Below are 18700 nucleotides of genomic sequence, written 5' to 3' on the forward strand. Positions count from 1 at the left end.
TTTTGTCAAACGCTGTCATCCTCAATTCGACAACTTTTTATTCGATGACGTGCTCGGAAAGGCTGGGATGAAATCAGATAAGGTGTTGAAACGACAAGGTTGACAGCGTATTCAAAAATAATGTTAAACCCGGCTGAAATTTTTTTAAGGCCAACCCCTTAAAAAAATTTCAGCCGACAGTTTAACTTGAGAACAGCGCGCTGGTCTCCGCCAACGCGCTGCCATTTTTGGAACGAATTAAAATTATTCGCCAATAATCGTAAGTTTTCTTGTTTTTTCTGCGACTTCCTCAGGGTCAACAGTGATTCTTGCAACACCTGTTTCCATCGCAGCTTTTGCCACAGCCTTCGCAACAGCAGGCGCAACACGTTTATCAAACGGTGCAGGGATGACATAGTCTGCGCTAAGCTCATCTTCTGAAACCAGTGAAGCAATGGCTTCAACCGCTGCGATTTTCATTTCTTCGTTAATGTGAGTGGCACGCACGTCAAGCGCTCCGCGGAAAATACCAGGGAATGCAAGAACATTGTTTACTTGGTTCGGGAAGTCAGAACGGCCAGTTCCGATAACGCTTGCTCCGGCTTCACGCGCATCTTCCGGCATGATTTCCGGATTTGGATTTGCCATTGCAAAGATAATCGGATCTTTTGCCATGCTTTGAACCATTTCTTTTGTTAACGCGCCTGCTACAGAGACACCGATAAATACGTCAGCATCAACGATGACATCTTTCAGAGAACCGTCTTTGCGATCTTGGTTCGTGAACTTCGCCACTTCATTTTTGACATCGTTCATGCCGTTCGGGCGCCCTTCATAAATGGCCCCTTTGGAATCGCACATCACAATGTCGCGAACGCCATAATGATGAAGAAGCTTGATAATCGCAATGCCAGCCGCACCCGCGCCGTTTGCGACAACTTTAATGGATGACATGGATTTTCCAGACAGTTTCAGCGCGTTCACAAGACCTGCTACGGTTACAATGGCAGTACCGTGCTGATCATCATGGAAAACCGGGATGTTTGTTTCTTTTTTGAGGCGCTCTTCAATGATAAAGCAGTTTGGCGCTGCAATATCTTCAAGGTTGACACCGCCAAATGTCGGTTCCAGCAATTTTACAGTTTCAACGATTTTATCAACATCGTTTGTGTTTAAAGCAATCGGGAACGCATCTACGCCCGCAAAGCTTTTGAAAAGAACTGCTTTCCCTTCCATAACAGGAAGCGCCGCTTCAGGGCCGATGTTTCCAAGGCCAAGCACAGCTGTACCGTCAGTTACAACTGCTACCATGTTCCCCTTCATTGTGTAATCATATACTTTGTTAATGTCTTCATGAATATCCTTACACGGTTCTGCAACACCCGGAGAATACGCGAGGCTTAGATCTTTCGCATTTCTGACCTCTACTTTTGATTTAGACTCCAGTTTCCCCTGGTTGACTTTATGCAGGTGTAATGCTTCTTCTCTTAATGACATTCTCCTAAACACTCCTTATGGATATTTTTTGATTCGTATACTGCTGCGTTGATTGCTGCATTCTGCGGAGTAAAATCTATCTGAATATTTAAACAGGATCACATAATTGCTCCAATTGTATAACAAAAAGTGACTCGTTACCACTGTTTTAAAACGACGTTTTTTTGACCCAACAGCTCTTTTAAGCGATATAACACCTGGTGATCCGCATTGATATGAAACGACTCAGGAAGCTTAATCGTCTGTTTCTGCCTTTCATAATAGAGATAAACGCCTGTTTCCCCTTTATGCTCCAGCAAAATGCGCTTAATCTTCGCCAGGATCTCCTGGCTGTGCTGACTGCTTTCTATTTTTATATAAACCGATGGCGCTTTTTCTGCATCCATATTTTCTAATAATTCTGCCCGGGACATGATGAATTGGATCTTATCTTGTCTTACTTCGCATTTCCCCGCTGTGAACAAAAGAGCGCCTTCTCTTAAAACGGGTGAAAGCTGTCTGAATTGTTCAGGAAAGACTACGGCTTCCATCTCGCCGGTTTCATCACTGAGCGTTAAAAACGCCATGTTTTGACCTGTTTTCGTCCGAATCGTTTTGATTTTCGACAGCAAAACGCCTAGCGAAAGCTGCCTTTTGACTGTCCGCTGAGCCTGCAGAATGGAGACTGCTCCGTGCGCAGCGAGCTGTTTTCGGAAGGCGGAGAGCGGATGATTTGAAAAATAAATGCCGAGCGTTTCCTTTTCAAATGCAAGTAAATCCACTAGCGGAAGCTCTTCCGTTTCCACATACTTCGGCTTAATTGAAAACGATTCCTCTAAAAACAATCCCATTTGGTCATCGTCCGCGGCGAATAGCTCAGCATGTTCCAAAGCAACATCAATGGATGCGAGCAGCGTGGCCCGGTTTTGGCCGAATTCGTCCATCGCACCAGAAAAAATAAGTGCTTCAAGCACTTTGCGATTTACGCTTTTTGACGGCACGCGAAAGCAGAAATCGAAAAGATCTTCAAATGGTTTCTCTTTCCTTGCTTTATATATATCTTTGACTGCTGAGACGCCTACACTTTTTATCGCGCGGAGGCTGTACCTGACAGATCCGTCTTCAACTGTAAACGGAAAACTGCTTTTATTCACTGACGGAGGAAGGATACGAATCCCGCTCCCCTTTGCTTCGTAAAGATATTGAGAAATTTTATCCTCATTGCCAATGACGCTTGTCAGCAATCCGCACATAAAATATAACGGATAATGAGCTTTCAAATACGCAAGCTGGCACCCGATCATGCTGTATGCCACCGCATGGCTTCGGTTAAAGCCATAGTTTGCGAATTTGACGATTAAATCGTAGACTTCATTTGCAGTGTCTACAGAATACTCCTTTTTTAAGCACCCTTCAACAAAATGGCTTCGCTCTCTGTCTAAGATTTCTTTTTTCTTTTTGCTGACCGCCCTTCTCAATAGGTCTGCTTCGCCTAAAGAAAACCCCGCCATGCGGGAAGCAATCATCATAATTTGTTCCTGATACACTATAACGCCATATGTATCTTCCAAAATGCTCCTTAAATCCTCATGAGGATAATGGACAGGCGCCCGGCCGTGTTTACGGTCAATAAATAACGGAATATTTTCCATCGGACCGGGCCGGTACAGCGCATTGACCGCCACAATATCCTCCAGCCCTGAAGGTTTCAGCCGCTTCAGGACGCTTCTCATCCCTGCAGATTCGAGCTGGAAAATCCCTGTCGTATCCCCTTTGGACAGCAAGGAGAACGTTTTGTCATCACTGAAGGAAATACTTGAAAGATCTATTTTGATGTTTTCTTCTTTTTCAATCATTGAAGTGATGGATTCAATCAGCGTCAGATTCCTCAAGCCTAAGAAATCCATTTTTAAAAGGCCCAAGTCTTCAAGATGATCCATCGCATATTGCGTTAAATAGATCCCTTCATGCCCTTCCTGAAGCGGAACAACATCTGTTAATGGTTCTTCACTCAGGACAACGCCTGCTGCGTGGGTGGATGCATGCCTTGGAAGCCCTTCTATTTTTCGGGCAATTGTATAGACTTGCTGAAGCAGGCTTGACTCCCGAAGCCGCTTATCCAGCTGCGGTGACTGCTGTCTCGCTTCATCCAGCGTCATGCCCGGTCTTGAAGGAATAAGTTTTGCAAGCTGATCTGCCTCCTTCGGGCTGACGCCAAATACTCTGCCGACGTCCCGAAGCGCCGCCTTTGCCGCAAGTGTTCCAAAGGTGATAATCTGTGCGACGTGCATCGCACCGTATTTCTGCTGAACATATTGAATGACTTCATCCCTTCTTGTATCGGGAAAATCAATATCAATATCCGGCATGCTGATGCGTTCAGGATTTAAAAATCGCTCAAACAGAAGGTGATGCTTAATCGGGTCAACATCTGTGATATACAGCACATATGCCACAAGAGAGCCAGCCGCAGAACCCCGTCCCGGCCCTGTAACAATTCCTTTTTCATGGGCGTGCTTCATAAAATCCCACACGATCAGAAAGTAATCGCTGAACTTCATCCGCTTGATGACATCAAGCTCATATTGAAGTCGGCGAAGGTATCGTTCATCAGGCGTGCCGAAACGGCTGCGGAGTCCCTCCATACAGATATCCGTTAAATAATCATCAGCGGACGTTCCGTCTGGGGTCGGAAAAGACGGCAGACGGGTCTGTCCGAGGCTGACGTCAACCCGGCATTGTTCCGCGATCTCCACAGAAGCTTGCAATGCCTCTGGATGCTCTCGATAAATGTTTTGCATTTCTTCAATTGGTTTCAAATCGAGATCAGGCAGAACTTCAGCAGGTGCATCCGTCAGCTTTTCCCCCGCTTTAATCGCTTTCAGACAACGGTAGGCAGCCTTATCTTCCTTCCTTATGTAGTGCACGTCGCCTGTGGCCGTAACAGGGATACCCGTTTCTTCTGACAGCTTTAGAATCTGTTCAGACAAGATTTGATTCCCTTTAAAAGGCTGATAGGAGAAATAAAAGGCTCCCTTTCCGAATATAGACTGAAACTCCAGCGAAGCTTGAGCGGCCTGTTCGAACAGGCCTCCTTCAAGAAGCGTCTCAATATATCCTTTTTCGCCGGGCGTTATTGCGATAATGCCTTCTCGATAACTGTGAAGCCATTTCGGCTTCAGCCCGCCTTTTGATTTAGATTGCAGAACGCTGCTGATTTTCAGCAGGTTTTGATAGCCTGTATTTGATTTTGCCAGCAGGACGAGCGGGTAGGCTTCGAGCTCGCTGTCATCTGTAAAAACAGAAGCCGTCAAACCGATTATCGGGTTAATCCCTCTCACCTTGCAAGCTTTATAAAATTGAATAGCTCCGTACATGACATGATCATCTGTCAGCGCCAAAGACGCATATCCGAGCCTGTCAGCTTCACTGACGAGCTCTTCCACAGCCGCGGCGCTGTTTAGCAGGCTGTACCCGCTATGTACTTGCAGGTGAACAAAAGACATGCTATCACCTCTTTCTCATTACGATCCATTTCTTTCTTCATTATAAGGCCGGTTTCCAAAAGAAACAAATGTTCTTTTTTGACTCATCATCATACTTGTCCTGAAAGCTCAATATGATATAAAAGGTGAGGTGATAAAGATGGATCAGGAAGCAGGATTTATGGTGAATTTTATCAATAGCTACTTCATTGCGTTAGGGGTGCTGATCGGGGGCGCACTCATCGGAGGGCTCGGAGCATATTTGGCGGGCGAACCCCCGCTTACAGCCATTACAAAGCTTGCGAACCGGTTAAAAATTTGGGCGCTTGTCGCAGCTATCGGAGGCACCTTTGATGCGGTATACAGCTTTGAACGCGGCATACTCGAAGGCAATACGAGAGATATCTTTAAGCAGCTTCTTTTGATTATTTCAGCCATGGGAGGCGCGCAAAGCGGCTGGCTTATTATATCATGGCTAACCCAGGAGCATCTTTCTTCATGAGGGTCCCACAGCATTACAAAAAACCGGGATGGCAGCGCTTTTTCGCGGGAATGATGTGCGGAGCCGTAATCAGCTGGTTCTTTTTCCTGTTTACTTACGGAACATTTCAAGAGGAGCAGGTCAGCCTCATCGAAAAACAAAAAGAGCATGTAAAAGACTTGAACAATCAAATTTCGATCTATCAGGAAGACCTCCATAAACTGAATGAAGATAATAAAAGAAAACTGCTGATTCAAAGCGTCAGCGTTAAGTTGCTGAATGGGGATAAATATAAAATATCGCAGCCGGATAAAACGAAATTCGAGGAGCATGTAAAGGATGATATTTCAGAGGTCATTACCAAAGACATAGAAAGCGTCTATCAAACAAAGGATCTTTTGAAACGGACAATTGAAAATAAAGTCTATATGATCAATGAAAAAAAATACGAGGCAACCGTCAGAGAATTGATTATTTATACGAGGCTGACAGTAGAACTTGAAATATCATTCGCCACATAATTATGGATTTTTTTTAAATTCTCCAAACTTCTGTCGCTTTTTCCCATTCTTTTTTATAAACTATATGTGAGGCTTAATGGCGAAAGGAAGGAGGAAAGGGAAATGGAGGTTTACAGTGACCGTCAGTTAGCAAAAGATCAAGCAGCCCGTCTCAGACAAGGTTTTTCTGCATATGCCGAAACAAACTCACTCGCTTCCCTCATAAAAAAAGAACTTCAATCTCACAATCTCCAAGTCTACGAGGACCTTACTGATTTCGGCTGCTGGTTCATCCCCGTCACAGATGAACACTAAGAGAGAGGGTCTCCCCTCTACTCGTGTTCTTTACATAATGTTTCCAGATCAGCTAAAATCCGATCGGCTTCATCCCAGCTGTAAATAGAGGCGCCGGCAGCAAACGGATGCCCTCCGCCGTTATATTTGCGGGCAAGTCCGTTAATGACAGGCCCCTTCGAACGGAATCTGACTCTGATTTGATCGTCTTCTTCTACGAAAAACACCCAAGCGCGGATACCTGAGATATTGCCAAGCGTCCCGACAAGTTGCGACGCTTCAGAAGCTGTTGTGCCGAATTTTTCAAGCGTATCCTTTTTGATGAAAACAGAAGCGGCGCCGTTTTCGGACAAAGACACATTTTGAAAGATAAAGCCGTTAAGCTTCACCACATTCAATTTTGTTTCATACAATTGATTAAACAACTCTGAGGAAGAGAATGGATACTGAATGAGCTCGCCTGCATATTTTAATGTTTTTTCCGTGGTATTCGGAAATAAAAAGCGTCCGGTATCTCCGACAATGCCGGCATAGATCAGCTCTGCCGCTTTCGTATTCAGCTTCCAGCCGTGCTCTTTTCCTTCTAAATACAGCTCGTAAATCATTTCACTTACTGAGCTGGCGCTTGTATCGACCCAAAGAAGGTCACCGTATGGATCTTCGTTCGGATGGTGGTCGATTTTCATCAGTTTGGCGCCTGAAGGATAACGCTGATCGTCGATTCTTTCCTGATTTGCCGTATCGCAGACAATGACAAGTGCGCCTTCATATGTTTCATTGTCCACCTCATCAAGGGAATATAAGAAGGAAAGGGACGGTTCAGGCGTGCCAACCGCAAAAATATTTTTTTCAGGATATGTTTCACGCAGGATTTCCGTAAGCCCGCACTGTGATCCGTAGGCATCCGGATCAGGACGCACATGTCTATGTAAGATAATCGTGTCATATAATGATATGGTTCTGATCAGTTCTGTTTTCATTTGATTCTCCTTTATTGTTTTTATTCATTAAATCACATTCTCTGCCGACGGAAAAGAAAAATAACGTCAAAACCAAGCCCGTTTTTGTATAGAATGGGTTTGTAAACTTTTACGATGGAGGATTTCATTTATGCTGGTTCTTGTTTTTTTGATTGGGCTTTCAGCCTGCTTTTATGTGTACTATAAAGTAAAAGGCGTACGGGCAAAGCCATCTTTGGCAAAGGAAATCTATTCAGCAAAATCAAGCATGGCCTTAGGGTCACTAGTCCTGTTCTACGGGCTCAACCAAATGATATTATTCCATTCAGTATTAACGTTAGTAATCGGCGGTATCTTTATCGTCATAGGAGCAGGAAGCGCTTGGGCAGGTTATAAAGCCTACAGGCATTACAATCCCCTTCACGCCAAAGAAGCTGAAAGAGATCACGCGTAAGGGGCGCCTGAACGTCCCTTAGCTTCTTTCCATCAGCTGAACCATCAGCATCGCTTTCGACACGATATGGCCTTGGCTGTGCACTTCCACTTCCATTTTCCCGAACTTTCTGCCGGCCTCCAAGATACGCGGTTTGACTTCGATGACCGATTCCATCTGCACAGGCTTCAAAAAGAAAATGGTGATGCTCTCGATTACGAGTTCGCCGCGTTTTTTCGAGCGCAAAAACCGGTTTGCCGCCTGCGTCAATATGGTTGTAAATACACCATATGAAATGGTTCCAAGCTGATTTGTCATTTGCGGCGTGACTTCATACTCGTAAACCGTTTGATCCTCTTTATCATCACCCTCGTCTTTAAACCCTCTTGAAACGATATCATCAAGTTTCTCCCCGACCTGCGGCTGCTTTTGAATCATTTGAAGGGCTTTCAACACATCTTGGCGGCTGATCATCCCGATCAGTTTTTGGTGGCCGTCAGTGACGGGAAGCACTTCGATTCCTTCCCATACCATCATTTGCGCCGCTGAGGCGACAGATGTTTTCCCAATCACCGTAACGGGATTTTTGGTCATGACTTTTTCTATGGATGCATTTCGGTCATGGCCGGCAATATCTTTTGATGTCAGAATGCCGTGGATTTTCATTTGATCGTCGACAACCGGGAAGCGGCCGTGGCCCGTTTCAAAATTTTTCTCATACCATTTTTCAAGTTTATCCTTGGGCGAAAGATATACCGTGCGGTCAGCGGGTGTTAGGATGTCCTCCACCAAAACAATTTCTTTTTTGATCAGCTGGTCATAAATTGCCCTGTTAATCATCGCAGCGACTGTAAAGGTGTCATAGCTCGTGGATAAAATCGGCAGTTCAAGCTCATCTGCCAGCTGTACAATGCTTTCATCCGTGTTAAAGCCCCCAGTCACCAATACGGCCGCGCCCGCTTCAAGCGCCTGCCTGTGTGCATTGATTCTGTTTCCGACAATCAAAAGATTCCCCGCTGCGGTATAACGCATCATCGCGTCCAGTTCCATCGCGCCGATGACGAATTTATTCAATGTCTTATGGAGCCCCGCCCGGCCTCCGAGCACTTGTCCGTCTATAACATTTACAACCTCTGCATAGGTAAGCTTTTCAATGTTCTCTTTTTTCTTTTGTTCAATTCTGATAGTGCCCACACGTTCAATCGTGCTGACAAACCCTTTATTTTCTGCTTCCTTGATCGCTCTGTACGCGGTTCCTTCGCTTACTTTCATTTCCTTTGCAATTCTTCGCACAGAAATTTTTTCGCCGACAGGCAGTGAATCGATATACGTTAAAATTTGTTCATGCTTCGTTGCCAAGCCTTTCACCTCTAAGGACAGTCTTCTTGTTTTTATTATAAGGTTTCAAAGGATTTATACGCAATGAGGCTGGAAAATAAAAAACCACCTCCTGATTCATCAGGAGATGGTTTCATCGTTTAAAGCTCGATCGTCTCACCGACCGACATGACTTTGCCGACTCCGCCCGGAAGGCTGTCAGCGAATGCTTCAGGGTCTTGCTCGATGACCGGGAATGTATTGTAATGCACCGGCACGACCTGTTTTGCGCGCAGCCATTCAGCTGCAAGCTTGGCGTCCTCAGGCCCCATCGTAAAGTTATCGCCAATCGGCAGGAAAGCAAGATCAATATGATTCAACTCGCCAATGAGTTTCATATCAGAGAATAGTGCCGTATCACCCGCATGGAAAATCGTTTTACCTTCTACAGTAAGCAAAATACCGGCTGGCATGCCTGTGTAAGTGATCGTTTTGTTTTCTTCATCTGTGATGGCTGATCCATGAAAGGCCTGTGTGAGCTTCACTTTTCCAAAATCGAACTGGCGGGAGCCCCCGATGTGCATCGGATGAACATTCAAGCCTTTCCAGCCTAAGTACACAGCGAGCTCGTTCGGTGCTATAACCAGCGCGTTATTTTGCTTGGCGATTTGTTCAGTATCACCGACATGGTCATTGTGGCCGTGCGTTAATAAGATGACATCCGCTTTTACATCCTCCGGCTTGATATCCGTTAACGAATTCCCTGTTAAAAACGGATCAAATATAATATGGTGGTCCTTCGTTTCCACTGTAATTACAGAATGTCCGTGATATGTCACTTTCATTTCTTTCACCTCGTCACGTGATTTTGTTTTTTTTATTTTCCCTTTTTCAAAAGCTGAAAAACTTATGTTGTTTGATTCTTGTTAATAACATTGAGGCCTCCAGTGGCTTCAATGACAGTCCCAGTCACAAGGTCTGAGTTCTCCTCACACAAGAAAGCGATAATCCGGGCGATATCCTCGCCTGTTCCAGACCTTCCTATCGGCGTTTTTTCTTTGCCGATTCTCATTCTGGCTTCCTCTATCGATGCTTCTTTCATGTCGCCGACAATGTCTCCAGGGCAAACCATGTTGGCGGTTATGCCGAATTCGGCTTCTTCAATGGCGATTGTCTTCGTCAAAGAAGCCAAGCCCACTTTCGCAGCGCCAAATGCCGAGCGATGAAGCCAGCCTGGCGCGTGAGCCGCACCTTGGAATCCGTACGTAATGATGCGTCCGAATTGCTGTTTTCTCATAATAGGAATAACCGCTTTGAATAAATGAAAGACGGCGCTTAAATTTCCTTCCAGCATGCCGTACCATTCATCATCAGTATAATCAGCTAACTTTTTACGTTCAAATATGTATGGTCCCGCGTTGTTAATCAAAAAGTCGATCCTTCCGAAGCGGTTTAAGGCAGTGTCTGCAATACGCAGCAGATCTTCTTTTTTGGTGACATCACCTTTTACAAATTGCAGCCGGTCAAGACAATCGGGAAAGGCTTTCTTCAGGCGGCTGACTGCCTCCTCATCCTGTCTGTAATTGACTGTTACTGAATACCCCTTTGCAAGCAACGTTTCAGTCACTTTGCGGCCTAAACCCTTCGAACCGGCAGTAATTAAAGCATGTCGCACATGAATACCTCCCAAAGCAACGTCGCCGCTTTCAATAAAGTGTTTCTTCTTCTACTTTACTATAAAAGGCTTGCAATATCACTTTTTACACTTTGGCATACAAAAAAAGCTGCCTGTATAGACAGCTTATTCTGCAGAAGATGAAGACTCCTGATCAGGCATATCGACATAACCGCTTTGATATGCTTCTGAAATGAGCCTTGTTGTCTCCTGGCTTTCTTGTTCATCATAAATATAGCGTTCCGTTTCTTTTTTCATCATTCTGCCTCCCATCATTATAGAGGTAGGTTGGCTATAATGACGGGATTTTATGAAGGAAATTTTAACAAACTCCTGTTGCGACGCAAGCTTTCGCTTTCTCAAGCGCTTGCTCCACCTGTTTGAATCCGGTGCCCCCGGCGCTCATTCTTTTTTCAACTGCGTAGTAAGGGTCTAACACAGTGTAAATATCTTCTTCGAATAGTGTGCTCGCCTGCTGAAACTCGCCAAACGGCATATCGCTTAAATAGATTCCTCTTTCGATGCAGGTGTACACAAGTTTTCCGACCACTTCATGCGCTTCTCTGAACGGCATTCCTTTCTTGGCTAAATAATCGGCCAGTTCCGTCGCATTTGAAAAGTCTTGTTTTGTCGCTTGCTTCATGACGTCTTTGTTTACAATCATTGTTTGGATCATGCCTGTGAAGATTTGCAGGCTGCCCTCCACCGTTTTCACTGTGTCAAACATGCCCTCTTTGTCTTCCTGCAGATCTTTGTTGTAAGCAAGCGGAAGTCCTTTCATAATCGTAAACAGCCCCATCATATCGCCGTATACGCGCCCTGTTTTGCCACGGATCAGCTCCGCCATATCAGGGTTTTTCTTTTGTGGCATCATGCTGCTTCCTGTTGCGTACGTATCGTCAAGCTCGATGAATTTAAACTCCTGCGAGCACCATAAAATGATTTCTTCAGAGAAACGGGATAGGTGCATCATCAGCATACTGCTGTTGCTTAAAAACTCCAAAATGAAGTCTCTGTCACTGACGCCATCCAAGCTGTTTTCATAAATAGAATCAAAGCCGAGCAGTTCGGCTGAATAATCACGGTCGATTGGGAAGGTTGTTCCCGCGAGCGCCCCGCAGCCGAGCGGAGATTTGTTAATCCGCTTCATTGAATCCTGAAAACGCTCCTTGTCGCGCTCTAGCATCCAGAAATACGCAAGCAGATGGTGAGCGAATGAAATCGGCTGGGCGCGCTGCAGATGTGTGTAGCCCGGCAGAATCGTTTCAACGTTCGCTTCCGCCTTTTCAATCAGCGCACTTTGGAATGCCTCAATCAGCTCGATGATGTGGCCGACATGATTCTTCAAGTATAAATGCATGTCAGTCGCCACCTGGTCATTCCGGCTTCTGCCGGTATGCAGCTTGCCGCCGAGCGGGCCGATTTCGTCAATCAGCATTTTCTCTATGTTCAAATGAATATCTTCATAATCGACTGAGAATTCCAATGCTCCCTCCTCTGCTTTTTGCAAAAGGGTATTCAGTCCCTCGCGGATTTTCAGCTCTTCTTCCGCTGTCAGGATACCGCATTTTTTCAGCATGGCAGCATGTGCGAGAGACCCTGTTATGTCTTCAGTGACTAAATTTTGGTCAAATGATATGGATGCGCCGAACTCGTCGACCCATTTTTCCGGTGTTTTTTGAAACCGGCCTCCCCAAAGCTTCTTCATGCTTTAATCTGCTCCTTCTTTTTCACGATGCTGTTCACTTTTGTCGGAAGGCCCCAAAGCTCAATAAAGCCAATTGCCGCATGGTGATCAAACGCATCGTCTTTTGTATATGTTGCAAGTTTTTCATCATATAGAGAATATTCTGATTTACGCCCTTCTACGATTGCATGGCCTTTAAACAGCTTCACTCGGACGATGCCTGTGACATGCTTTTGCGTTTCTTTTAGGAAAGCGTGCAGCGCGTCTTTTAACGGTGAAAACCATAAGCCGTTGTAAATGATTTCTGACATTTTTTGCTCGATGATCGGTTTAAAGTGTGCAACCTCTTTCACCAGTGTCAAATCTTCTAATTCTTTATGCGCTTTGATCAGTGTGATCGCACCAGGGCATTCGTATACTTCCCGGGATTTAATGCCGACGAGGCGGTTTTCCACGTGGTCGATACGTCCGACACCGTGTGCGCCTGCCATTTCATTCAGTTTCAAAATCAGTTCAGAAAGCGTGTAAGATACGCCGTCAATGGAGACAGGCACACCTTGTTCAAATGCAATTTCAATCACTTCCGGCGTGTCCGGCGTTTTTTCCAGCGGAGCTGTTAAATCGTATGCACCTTCTGGCGGCGCCGCCCATGGATCTTCTAAAATGCCGCACTCATTCGCGCGTCCCCAGAGGTTTTGGTCGATAGAATACGGGCTGTCAAGATTGATCGGAATCGGAATGCCGCGGCTCGCCGCATATTCAATTTCTTCTTCACGTGACCACTGCCATTCGCGAACCGGCGCGATGACTTCAAGGTCAGGGTTTAATGATTTAATGGAGACTTCGAAACGAACCTGGTCATTTCCTTTCCCCGTGCATCCGTGAGCAATCGCCTGTGCATCTTCTTGTTCCGCAATTTCAACCAGCTTTTTCGCAATCAGCGGCCGAGATAATGCTGAAACAAGCGGGTATTTTCCTTCGTACATCGTGTGGGCCTGCAAAGAGATAAGCGCGTAGTCCTGTGCAAATTCTTCTTTTGCATCGATCACGTAGGAGTTTGTCGCGCCGACTTCAAGCGCTTTCTGCTGAACAAAGGCCAAATCTTTGCCTTCACCGACATCCAGACAGCAGGCGATGACATTATATCCTTGCTCCTGAAGCCATTTTATTGCGACGGAAGTATCAAGGCCCCCTGAGTATGCTAATACGACTTTTTTCTGTTCTGACATGATAAAAATCCCCTCTCAACTGTGTTTCTGTTTTGTATAAAAATAAATTATTTTTAATAAAAATGCATTTTGTATGTATACACTTTAACAAGTACGTTTCGTTTTTTCAAGCCTTTTATCAAAAAAACTTCACCTAAATTTCAGGTGAAGTTTCGTAGTATTTATTCATTTACTTGTCTTTTCTGATTTCTCTGACCACATGTGCAAGTTCGGGAATAATCAGCTTATTCATTGCCAGCTTAACCGCACCGCTTGAGCCTGGCATTGAGAAAACAGCGGTATGCTGAATGACACCGGCTGTTGCTCTCGACATGATTGCGGCAGAGCCGATATCCTCTGTATAACTCAGCATCCTGAATATTTCACCAAAACCGGGCAGCTCTTTCGAAAACAGCGGCGTTATGGCTTCAATTGTGACATCCCGATCTGCTATGCCTGTCCCTCCGTTTAAGAGTACCGCGTCTGTCTGTTCATCCATGCAGCCCGCAAGCACTGACCGCTGCAAAGCATCCTTTTCGTCTTTTACAATTTCATATGCAGCAATATGATGACCGGCTTCTTCTAAAAATGAGATCATCAGCTTGCCGCTTTTATCGGTTTCCTCTGTCCTCGTGTCACTGACAGTAATCACTTTACACCGAACGATATCGGGAGCTTCTTGTTTATGCTCTTGAACGCTCATTGGCCCACCTCTTTTATGTTTTCTGTCTGTCACTATCATGCATCAACAAAAAAGCACATTCAAGAGAATGTGCTTTCATGCGATTTATTTTGCTAAACGAACAACGTCGCGCGCAATCATGACTTCTTCATCAGTCGGAATGATCATGACTTTTACTGGAGAATGCGGATAGCTGATGAAAGCTTCCTCGCCGCGCACGTTATTAAGCGCAGGATCCCAGTATACGCCCATGAATTCTAAACCGCGAAGAACGCGTTCTCTGACTTCCACACTGTTTTCACCGATACCGGCAGTAAAGATGATCGCATCTACACCGCTCATTCTAGCAGCATAAGAACCGATGTATTTGTGGATTCTGCTTGCGAATACTTCAAGAGCCGTTTCCGCGCGCTCATTTCCTTCTTTCGTTGCTTCAACGATGTCACGAAGATCGCTAGAGAAGCCGGAAATGCCGAGCAGTCCGCTTTTTTTGTTTAATGTATTCAGTACTTCGTCAGCCGTTTGGCCTGTTTTCTCCATGATGTATGGGATCAGGGCAGGGTCGATGTTTCCAGAGCGCGTACCCATTGCAACACCGGCAAGCGGCGTAAAGCCCATTGAAGTATCAATTGATTTTCCGCCTTCAACAGCAGCAATACTTGCTCCGTTTCCAAGGTGGCAGGAAATCAGGCGCAAGTCTTTTAACGGACGGCCAAGAAGCTCTGCCGCACGCTCAGTTACATATTTATGTGAAGTGCCGTGGAAGCCGTATTTACGGATGCCGAATTTTTCATAGTATTCATACGGCAGGCTGTAAAGGTAAGACTGCTCAGGCATTGTTTGGTGGAAAGCCGTATCAAAAACAGCTACCGCAGGAACATTTGGAAGCACTTCTTTGAACGCTTTAATTCCAACGATATTTGCCGGGTTGTGAAGCGGTGCCAATTCAGAAATATCTTCGATTTCCTTAATGGTTTCATCCGTTAATAAAACAGAATCACTGAATTTTTCTCCGCCGTGAACGACACGGTGGCCAATTCCGTCAATTTCATTCAAGTCTTTAATAATGCCAAATTCCGTTAACTTATTCAGCAGCATTTTAACAGCTACCGCATGATCCGGAATATCAGTTACTTCTGTATTTTTTTCGCCGTTCACAGAAATTGTGAATACGCTGTCGGCGATACCGATTCGTTCAACTAAACCCTTCGTTAAAACGGTTTCTGAAGGCATTTCGAAAAGCTGAAATTTCAAAGACGAGCTTCCTGCGTTAATTGCAATAATTTTGGACATGATTGACGCTCCTTTATACTCTGTATCAACAACTTCGTTTTTCGTACTTTTTTCCCGGTGAATATCAACATCTTCTCCGAAAAATATCTGACTTTTCTATTTAAACATTGTCATGTCGGCTTTTCAAGTCAACTTGCGTATTGATAACGCTTTCAAAAAGAAGTTGTTATTTTCAGACACATTCCCTATAGGTTTTGTATTGATGAACGCTTACAATTTGCGGTTTTTCCCTCTGTATTTTGTGTTTCAAAGCTGGATTCAATTCGTCAAGTCCGGTCTTCAAAAGCATAAATAAAAGCAGCTTAGGCATCGGCCTCATACGGCTGCCTAAGCTGCTTTTAAAACACTTACTTTTCTTTTTTAAACCATTCATCAAATTGAGCCATCATATCAAGCATCGCCTTTTGATTGGAGAAAGACGGAAGATTCGCAAGCAGAATTTGCCCCGGCGCTTTCGTCTTCTCTCCTTGTTTCTGAAGCACAAGGATGCTTTTGGCATGAGCATCGTCTTTAAAAATAGATTTTGGCAGCTGCAACAGCGCGTTGATATGAACCTTATCTTTTAAAAACTGTTTCAGCTTGCCGCTTTGGGAGCTCTCAAACAAATGATTCGGAATCATAAAAAATAAGTAGCCGCCCGGTTTGGTATGCTTGACGCTCTGTTCAATAAACAGATGATGCGCGAAGGAATGGCCTTCGTCAGCTTTGAGCTCAAACGCTTCTGCTCCTTCGTCATTTGGATAATAGCCGACTGGCAGATCACAAATGACCGTGTCCACTGGATCGATAAACAACGGCTCAAGGCTGTCCTGATGGAAAAGCTCAAGCTCTTTTTTCAGAAGGTTCGCTTGGGCATAGGCGATCTTCAAGAGCACATCATCAATTTCAATGCCAAAGCTGGTTGCCGTTTTTTCAGACAGCTGATTTAGCACGGTAAACAGAAGGTTTCCGGTTCCCAAGGCTGGATCAAGAACGGTCAGTTCCTTATTATCCGCCATAAACTTATTCACCAAATAGCTGATGAAAAGCCCGATCGTATCCGGCGTCATTTGTCTGTTCGGATGAGAAATATCCTTCATTCCTTTAAGGACGGCAAGCTGAAAAGCTTTGCGCACCCACTCATGCTCATATGTGCCGAATTCCGCTTTTTCAAGCAGAGCCTGAAGCTGTTTGGTTTTCTGATCAGCAGGCAGTTTCAGCTGATCTGTTTTTTCAAGAAAATACATTTCTCCTGCTTCGGCCAGGGCCTCTATATATGAAATCTGCAATTCATTCTTTATCATAATCGCGGCTTCGTCTAACAGCTCATACACCGCACCTACATGGTCTTTTTGCATATGTGTTCCTCCTTGCCATGAAAAAAGCTCCGGCGGCAGCCTGGAGCTTTTTTCCCTGCTTACTTCACTAATGCCTTAGCAGCCTCAATTGGCTTTTCATAGTTCGGGTGGTTTGTTGCTTCGCTTACATATTCAACGTAAACGACTTTTCCGTTCTCATCAAGGACAAATACGGAACGCGCAAGCAGACGAAGTTCTTTAATATACACACCGAACGCTTCGCCAAATGACATATCTCTGTGGTCAGACAGTGTTTCCACTTTGTCGATTCCGTTAGCACCGCACCAGCGCGCTTGTGCAAATGGAAGGTCTGCACTGATTGTGTAGACGTTGACATCTCCAAGCTTTGCAGCTTCTTCGTTAAAACGGCGTGTTTGTGCATCACAAACACCTGTATCAATTGAAGGGATAACAGAAATAATCGTTACCTTTCCTTTCATGTCAGCTAACGATTTTTCTTCAAGGCTGTTAGTCAGCACTGTGAAATCAGGAGCTTGATCTCCTACCTTCACTTCTTGTCCGACAAGTGTAACCGGACCGCCTTTGAATGTAATTTCAGCCATTATAATTCCTCCCTTTTGTATGTATGTCTCTATCATAGTAAAGTTTCCTGCAAACTGCAAAGTTTATGCCAAAAAAAAGTTAACTGCGGCCGGCGCAGTTAACCTTTTTTAATAATTCATATTGTTCATTTGGTTTTGACTTTGGCCCTGGCCTTGGTTCTTGTTATTTTTCTTGAACATTTGCTGAATGCGTTCAAGTGTTTGAGGGGCTGCGTCTAAAATTTTCTCTATTAAATGAGTATTTTCATCTAAATGAAGCATTCTGATCCCTGTCGATCCGACAATTAAAAACGCGATCGGCGTAATGGACACACCGCCCCCGCTTCCGCCTCCGAAAGGAAGTTTCTGTTCTCTTGTCTCATCGTCTTCCGATTTCTTTTCTGCTGGCTTTCCGCCAAACTCGCTTCCGCCTGCGGCGAATCCGAATCCGACTTTAGAAACAGTTAAAATCACACTTCCATCAGGCGTTTCTACTGGATCTCCGATGATGGTGTTAACATCAATCATTTCCTTCAAGTTTTCCATTGCGGTTTTCATTAAACCTTGGATGGGATGGTCTGCCATATACGCTTCCTCCTTAAACTGATGAATCATTCTTTGAAGTCATTCGAGCCGACGGATTCTTCTTTAATACGGATAGCTCCCGTCCGTATTTGACGAATTTGAAAGCTGCAAGCATAGCATGTCCAAAGCGAAAAAAGAATATACACTGAAAATGGGTCTTGGAAACCGGGACTTGAAACGAAGGGATCACCTCATAAACAGGTTTATTTACAAAGTCCAGATGGTCGTAGAGCATCGCTGCGATACCGCCTTTCACACCCCATACAGCACCTGTTATCACACCTGTCACTGCCGCGTCCTGAATTCCGATAACTGTAATCCATTCCAGCTTTGTGATATGTAAATGCGCGAGAAAAGAGGCACTTATTTTCCGTAATCTGGTGACCTGATGCAAAAGCATTTCAATCTTATTAATGCTTTGCTGCACATCGTTTTGTGTGATTTTCTTCTTTCCGCTGCTTTTTTTCATTTTAGATTCAGTTTTTTGTTTGATATCCACTGTTCCGTCTTCTTTGTTCAGCTTAATCGCCGGGATTGTTTTTTTGATCCTTATCAGGCCAAACAGCGCCGTAATCTTCAATGTCAATTTGTCATTATCATCGGCATGAAGATACTCCAGCGCAACATGGATTTTCATTCTGAGAAGCAGTACGACCCCTATGAGAATAAGAATGGCTGTCAGTGCATACACCATATTCTTCACTTCCTCTAGGAGCATTATCGCCAAATCCTAAAAAAATAAACCCGGACAGAGGTCCGGGTTATCA

Annotated in this window: 20 protein-coding genes; 4 read left to right on the plus strand and 16 right to left on the minus strand. The window is 44.7% G+C overall.

The features are described from left to right. Positions 1-243 precede the first annotated feature (243 nt). The gene (gene maeB, locus CDO84_RS13850; protein ID WP_014664951.1) at positions 244-1476 is read right to left on the minus strand and encodes an NADP-dependent malic enzyme; all 1233 of its coding nucleotides are present in this window, start codon (positions 1474-1476) and stop codon (positions 244-246) included. 137 nt (positions 1477-1613) lie between these two features. Continuing rightward, positions 1614-4961, minus strand: a complete 3348-nt coding sequence (gene dnaE, locus CDO84_RS13855) for a DNA polymerase III subunit alpha (protein WP_040082154.1) — start codon at positions 4959-4961, stop codon at positions 1614-1616. Positions 4962-5100: 139 nt separating this feature from the next. Between dnaE and ytrH the strand changes: the two genes are divergently transcribed. The 3 genes from ytrH (at position 5101) to CDO84_RS13870 (ending at position 6236) form a co-directional block, all read left to right on the plus strand. Next, on the plus strand, positions 5101-5442 hold the full coding sequence (ytrH, locus tag CDO84_RS13860; RefSeq protein ID WP_003229410.1) for a sporulation membrane protein YtrH: 342 nt from the start codon (positions 5101-5103) through the stop codon (positions 5440-5442). Further along, positions 5439-5942 carry a sporulation membrane protein YtrI gene (gene ytrI / locus CDO84_RS13865; RefSeq protein ID WP_003229408.1) on the plus strand — a complete coding sequence of 168 codons (504 nt, stop codon included), beginning with the start codon at positions 5439-5441 and terminating at the stop codon, positions 5940-5942. Before ytrH ends, ytrI begins: the two co-directional genes overlap by 4 nt. Before the next feature lie 102 nt (positions 5943-6044). Continuing rightward, on the plus strand, positions 6045-6236 hold the full coding sequence (locus CDO84_RS13870; RefSeq protein ID WP_003229407.1) for a YtzJ family protein: 192 nt from the start codon (positions 6045-6047) through the stop codon (positions 6234-6236). 17 nt (positions 6237-6253) lie between these two features. On the opposite strand, the gene nrnA is transcribed toward CDO84_RS13870, so the two are convergent. Beyond that, positions 6254-7195, minus strand: a complete 942-nt coding sequence (gene nrnA, locus CDO84_RS13875; RefSeq protein ID WP_014664955.1) for a bifunctional oligoribonuclease/PAP phosphatase NrnA — start codon at positions 7193-7195, stop codon at positions 6254-6256. Between the two features lie 130 nt (positions 7196-7325). Between nrnA and CDO84_RS13880 the strand changes: the two genes are divergently transcribed. Beyond that, positions 7326-7628 (plus strand): YtpI family protein, encoded by a 303-nt coding sequence (locus CDO84_RS13880; protein WP_014664957.1) that lies wholly within the window; start codon positions 7326-7328, stop codon positions 7626-7628. Positions 7629-7646: 18 nt separating this feature from the next. Here CDO84_RS13880 and CDO84_RS13885 read toward each other — a convergent pair whose 3' ends face one another. The 13 genes from CDO84_RS13885 to CDO84_RS13945 all read right to left on the minus strand — a co-directional run bounded on the left by CDO84_RS13885 (position 7647) and on the right by CDO84_RS13945 (position 18627). Beyond that, on the minus strand, positions 7647-8966 hold the full coding sequence (locus CDO84_RS13885; protein ID WP_040082153.1) for a CBS domain-containing protein: 1320 nt from the start codon (positions 8964-8966) through the stop codon (positions 7647-7649). A 119-nt stretch (positions 8967-9085) separates the two neighbouring features. After that, positions 9086-9769 carry a metal-dependent hydrolase gene (locus tag CDO84_RS13890; protein ID WP_014664972.1) on the minus strand — a complete coding sequence of 228 codons (684 nt, stop codon included), beginning with the start codon at positions 9767-9769 and terminating at the stop codon, positions 9086-9088. A 62-nt stretch (positions 9770-9831) separates the two neighbouring features. Further along, positions 9832-10599, minus strand: a complete 768-nt coding sequence (locus tag CDO84_RS13895) for an SDR family oxidoreductase (protein ID WP_040082152.1) — start codon at positions 10597-10599, stop codon at positions 9832-9834. Between the two features lie 126 nt (positions 10600-10725). Then, positions 10726-10857 (minus strand): hypothetical protein, encoded by a 132-nt coding sequence (locus CDO84_RS21840; protein WP_041521399.1) that lies wholly within the window; start codon positions 10855-10857, stop codon positions 10726-10728. Positions 10858-10921: 64 nt separating this feature from the next. Beyond that, complete coding sequence (gene argH, locus CDO84_RS13905; RefSeq protein WP_040082151.1) at positions 10922-12307, minus strand: argininosuccinate lyase; 1386 nt, start codon at positions 12305-12307, stop codon at positions 10922-10924. Beyond that, positions 12304-13515, minus strand: a complete 1212-nt coding sequence (locus CDO84_RS13910) for an argininosuccinate synthase (RefSeq protein WP_014664976.1) — start codon at positions 13513-13515, stop codon at positions 12304-12306. The genes argH and CDO84_RS13910 overlap by 4 nt, the downstream gene beginning before the upstream one ends. 169 nt (positions 13516-13684) lie before the next feature. Beyond that, positions 13685-14197 (minus strand): MogA/MoaB family molybdenum cofactor biosynthesis protein, encoded by a 513-nt coding sequence (locus CDO84_RS13915; RefSeq protein WP_040082149.1) that lies wholly within the window; start codon positions 14195-14197, stop codon positions 13685-13687. Between the two features lie 84 nt (positions 14198-14281). Beyond that, the gene (locus CDO84_RS13920) at positions 14282-15469 is read right to left on the minus strand and encodes an acetate kinase (RefSeq protein ID WP_003223511.1); all 1188 of its coding nucleotides are present in this window, start codon (positions 15467-15469) and stop codon (positions 14282-14284) included. Between the two features lie 172 nt (positions 15470-15641). Beyond that, positions 15642-15845: a hypothetical protein gene (locus tag CDO84_RS13925; protein WP_121509427.1), complete on the minus strand. Its 204-nt coding sequence runs from the start codon at positions 15843-15845 to the stop codon at positions 15642-15644. After that, positions 15817-16806, minus strand: a complete 990-nt coding sequence (locus CDO84_RS13930) for a class I SAM-dependent methyltransferase (RefSeq protein ID WP_040082147.1) — start codon at positions 16804-16806, stop codon at positions 15817-15819. Before CDO84_RS13930 ends, CDO84_RS13925 begins: the two co-directional genes overlap by 29 nt. 59 nt (positions 16807-16865) lie before the next feature. Beyond that, positions 16866-17369 carry a thiol peroxidase gene (gene tpx, locus CDO84_RS13935; protein WP_040082146.1) on the minus strand — a complete coding sequence of 168 codons (504 nt, stop codon included), beginning with the start codon at positions 17367-17369 and terminating at the stop codon, positions 16866-16868. 108 nt (positions 17370-17477) lie between these two features. Next, positions 17478-17933, minus strand: coding sequence for a GerW family sporulation protein (gene ytfJ, locus CDO84_RS13940; RefSeq protein WP_040082144.1), 456 nt, complete (start codon positions 17931-17933; stop codon positions 17478-17480). A 13-nt stretch (positions 17934-17946) separates the two neighbouring features. Beyond that, the gene (locus tag CDO84_RS13945) at positions 17947-18627 is read right to left on the minus strand and encodes a DUF2953 domain-containing protein (protein ID WP_040082143.1); all 681 of its coding nucleotides are present in this window, start codon (positions 18625-18627) and stop codon (positions 17947-17949) included. Between the last annotated feature and the right edge of the window lie 73 nt (positions 18628-18700).

Source organism: Bacillus sp. MD-5 (assembly GCF_002201875.1).
Classification (GTDB): domain Bacteria; phylum Bacillota; class Bacilli; order Bacillales; family Bacillaceae; genus Bacillus; species Bacillus stercoris.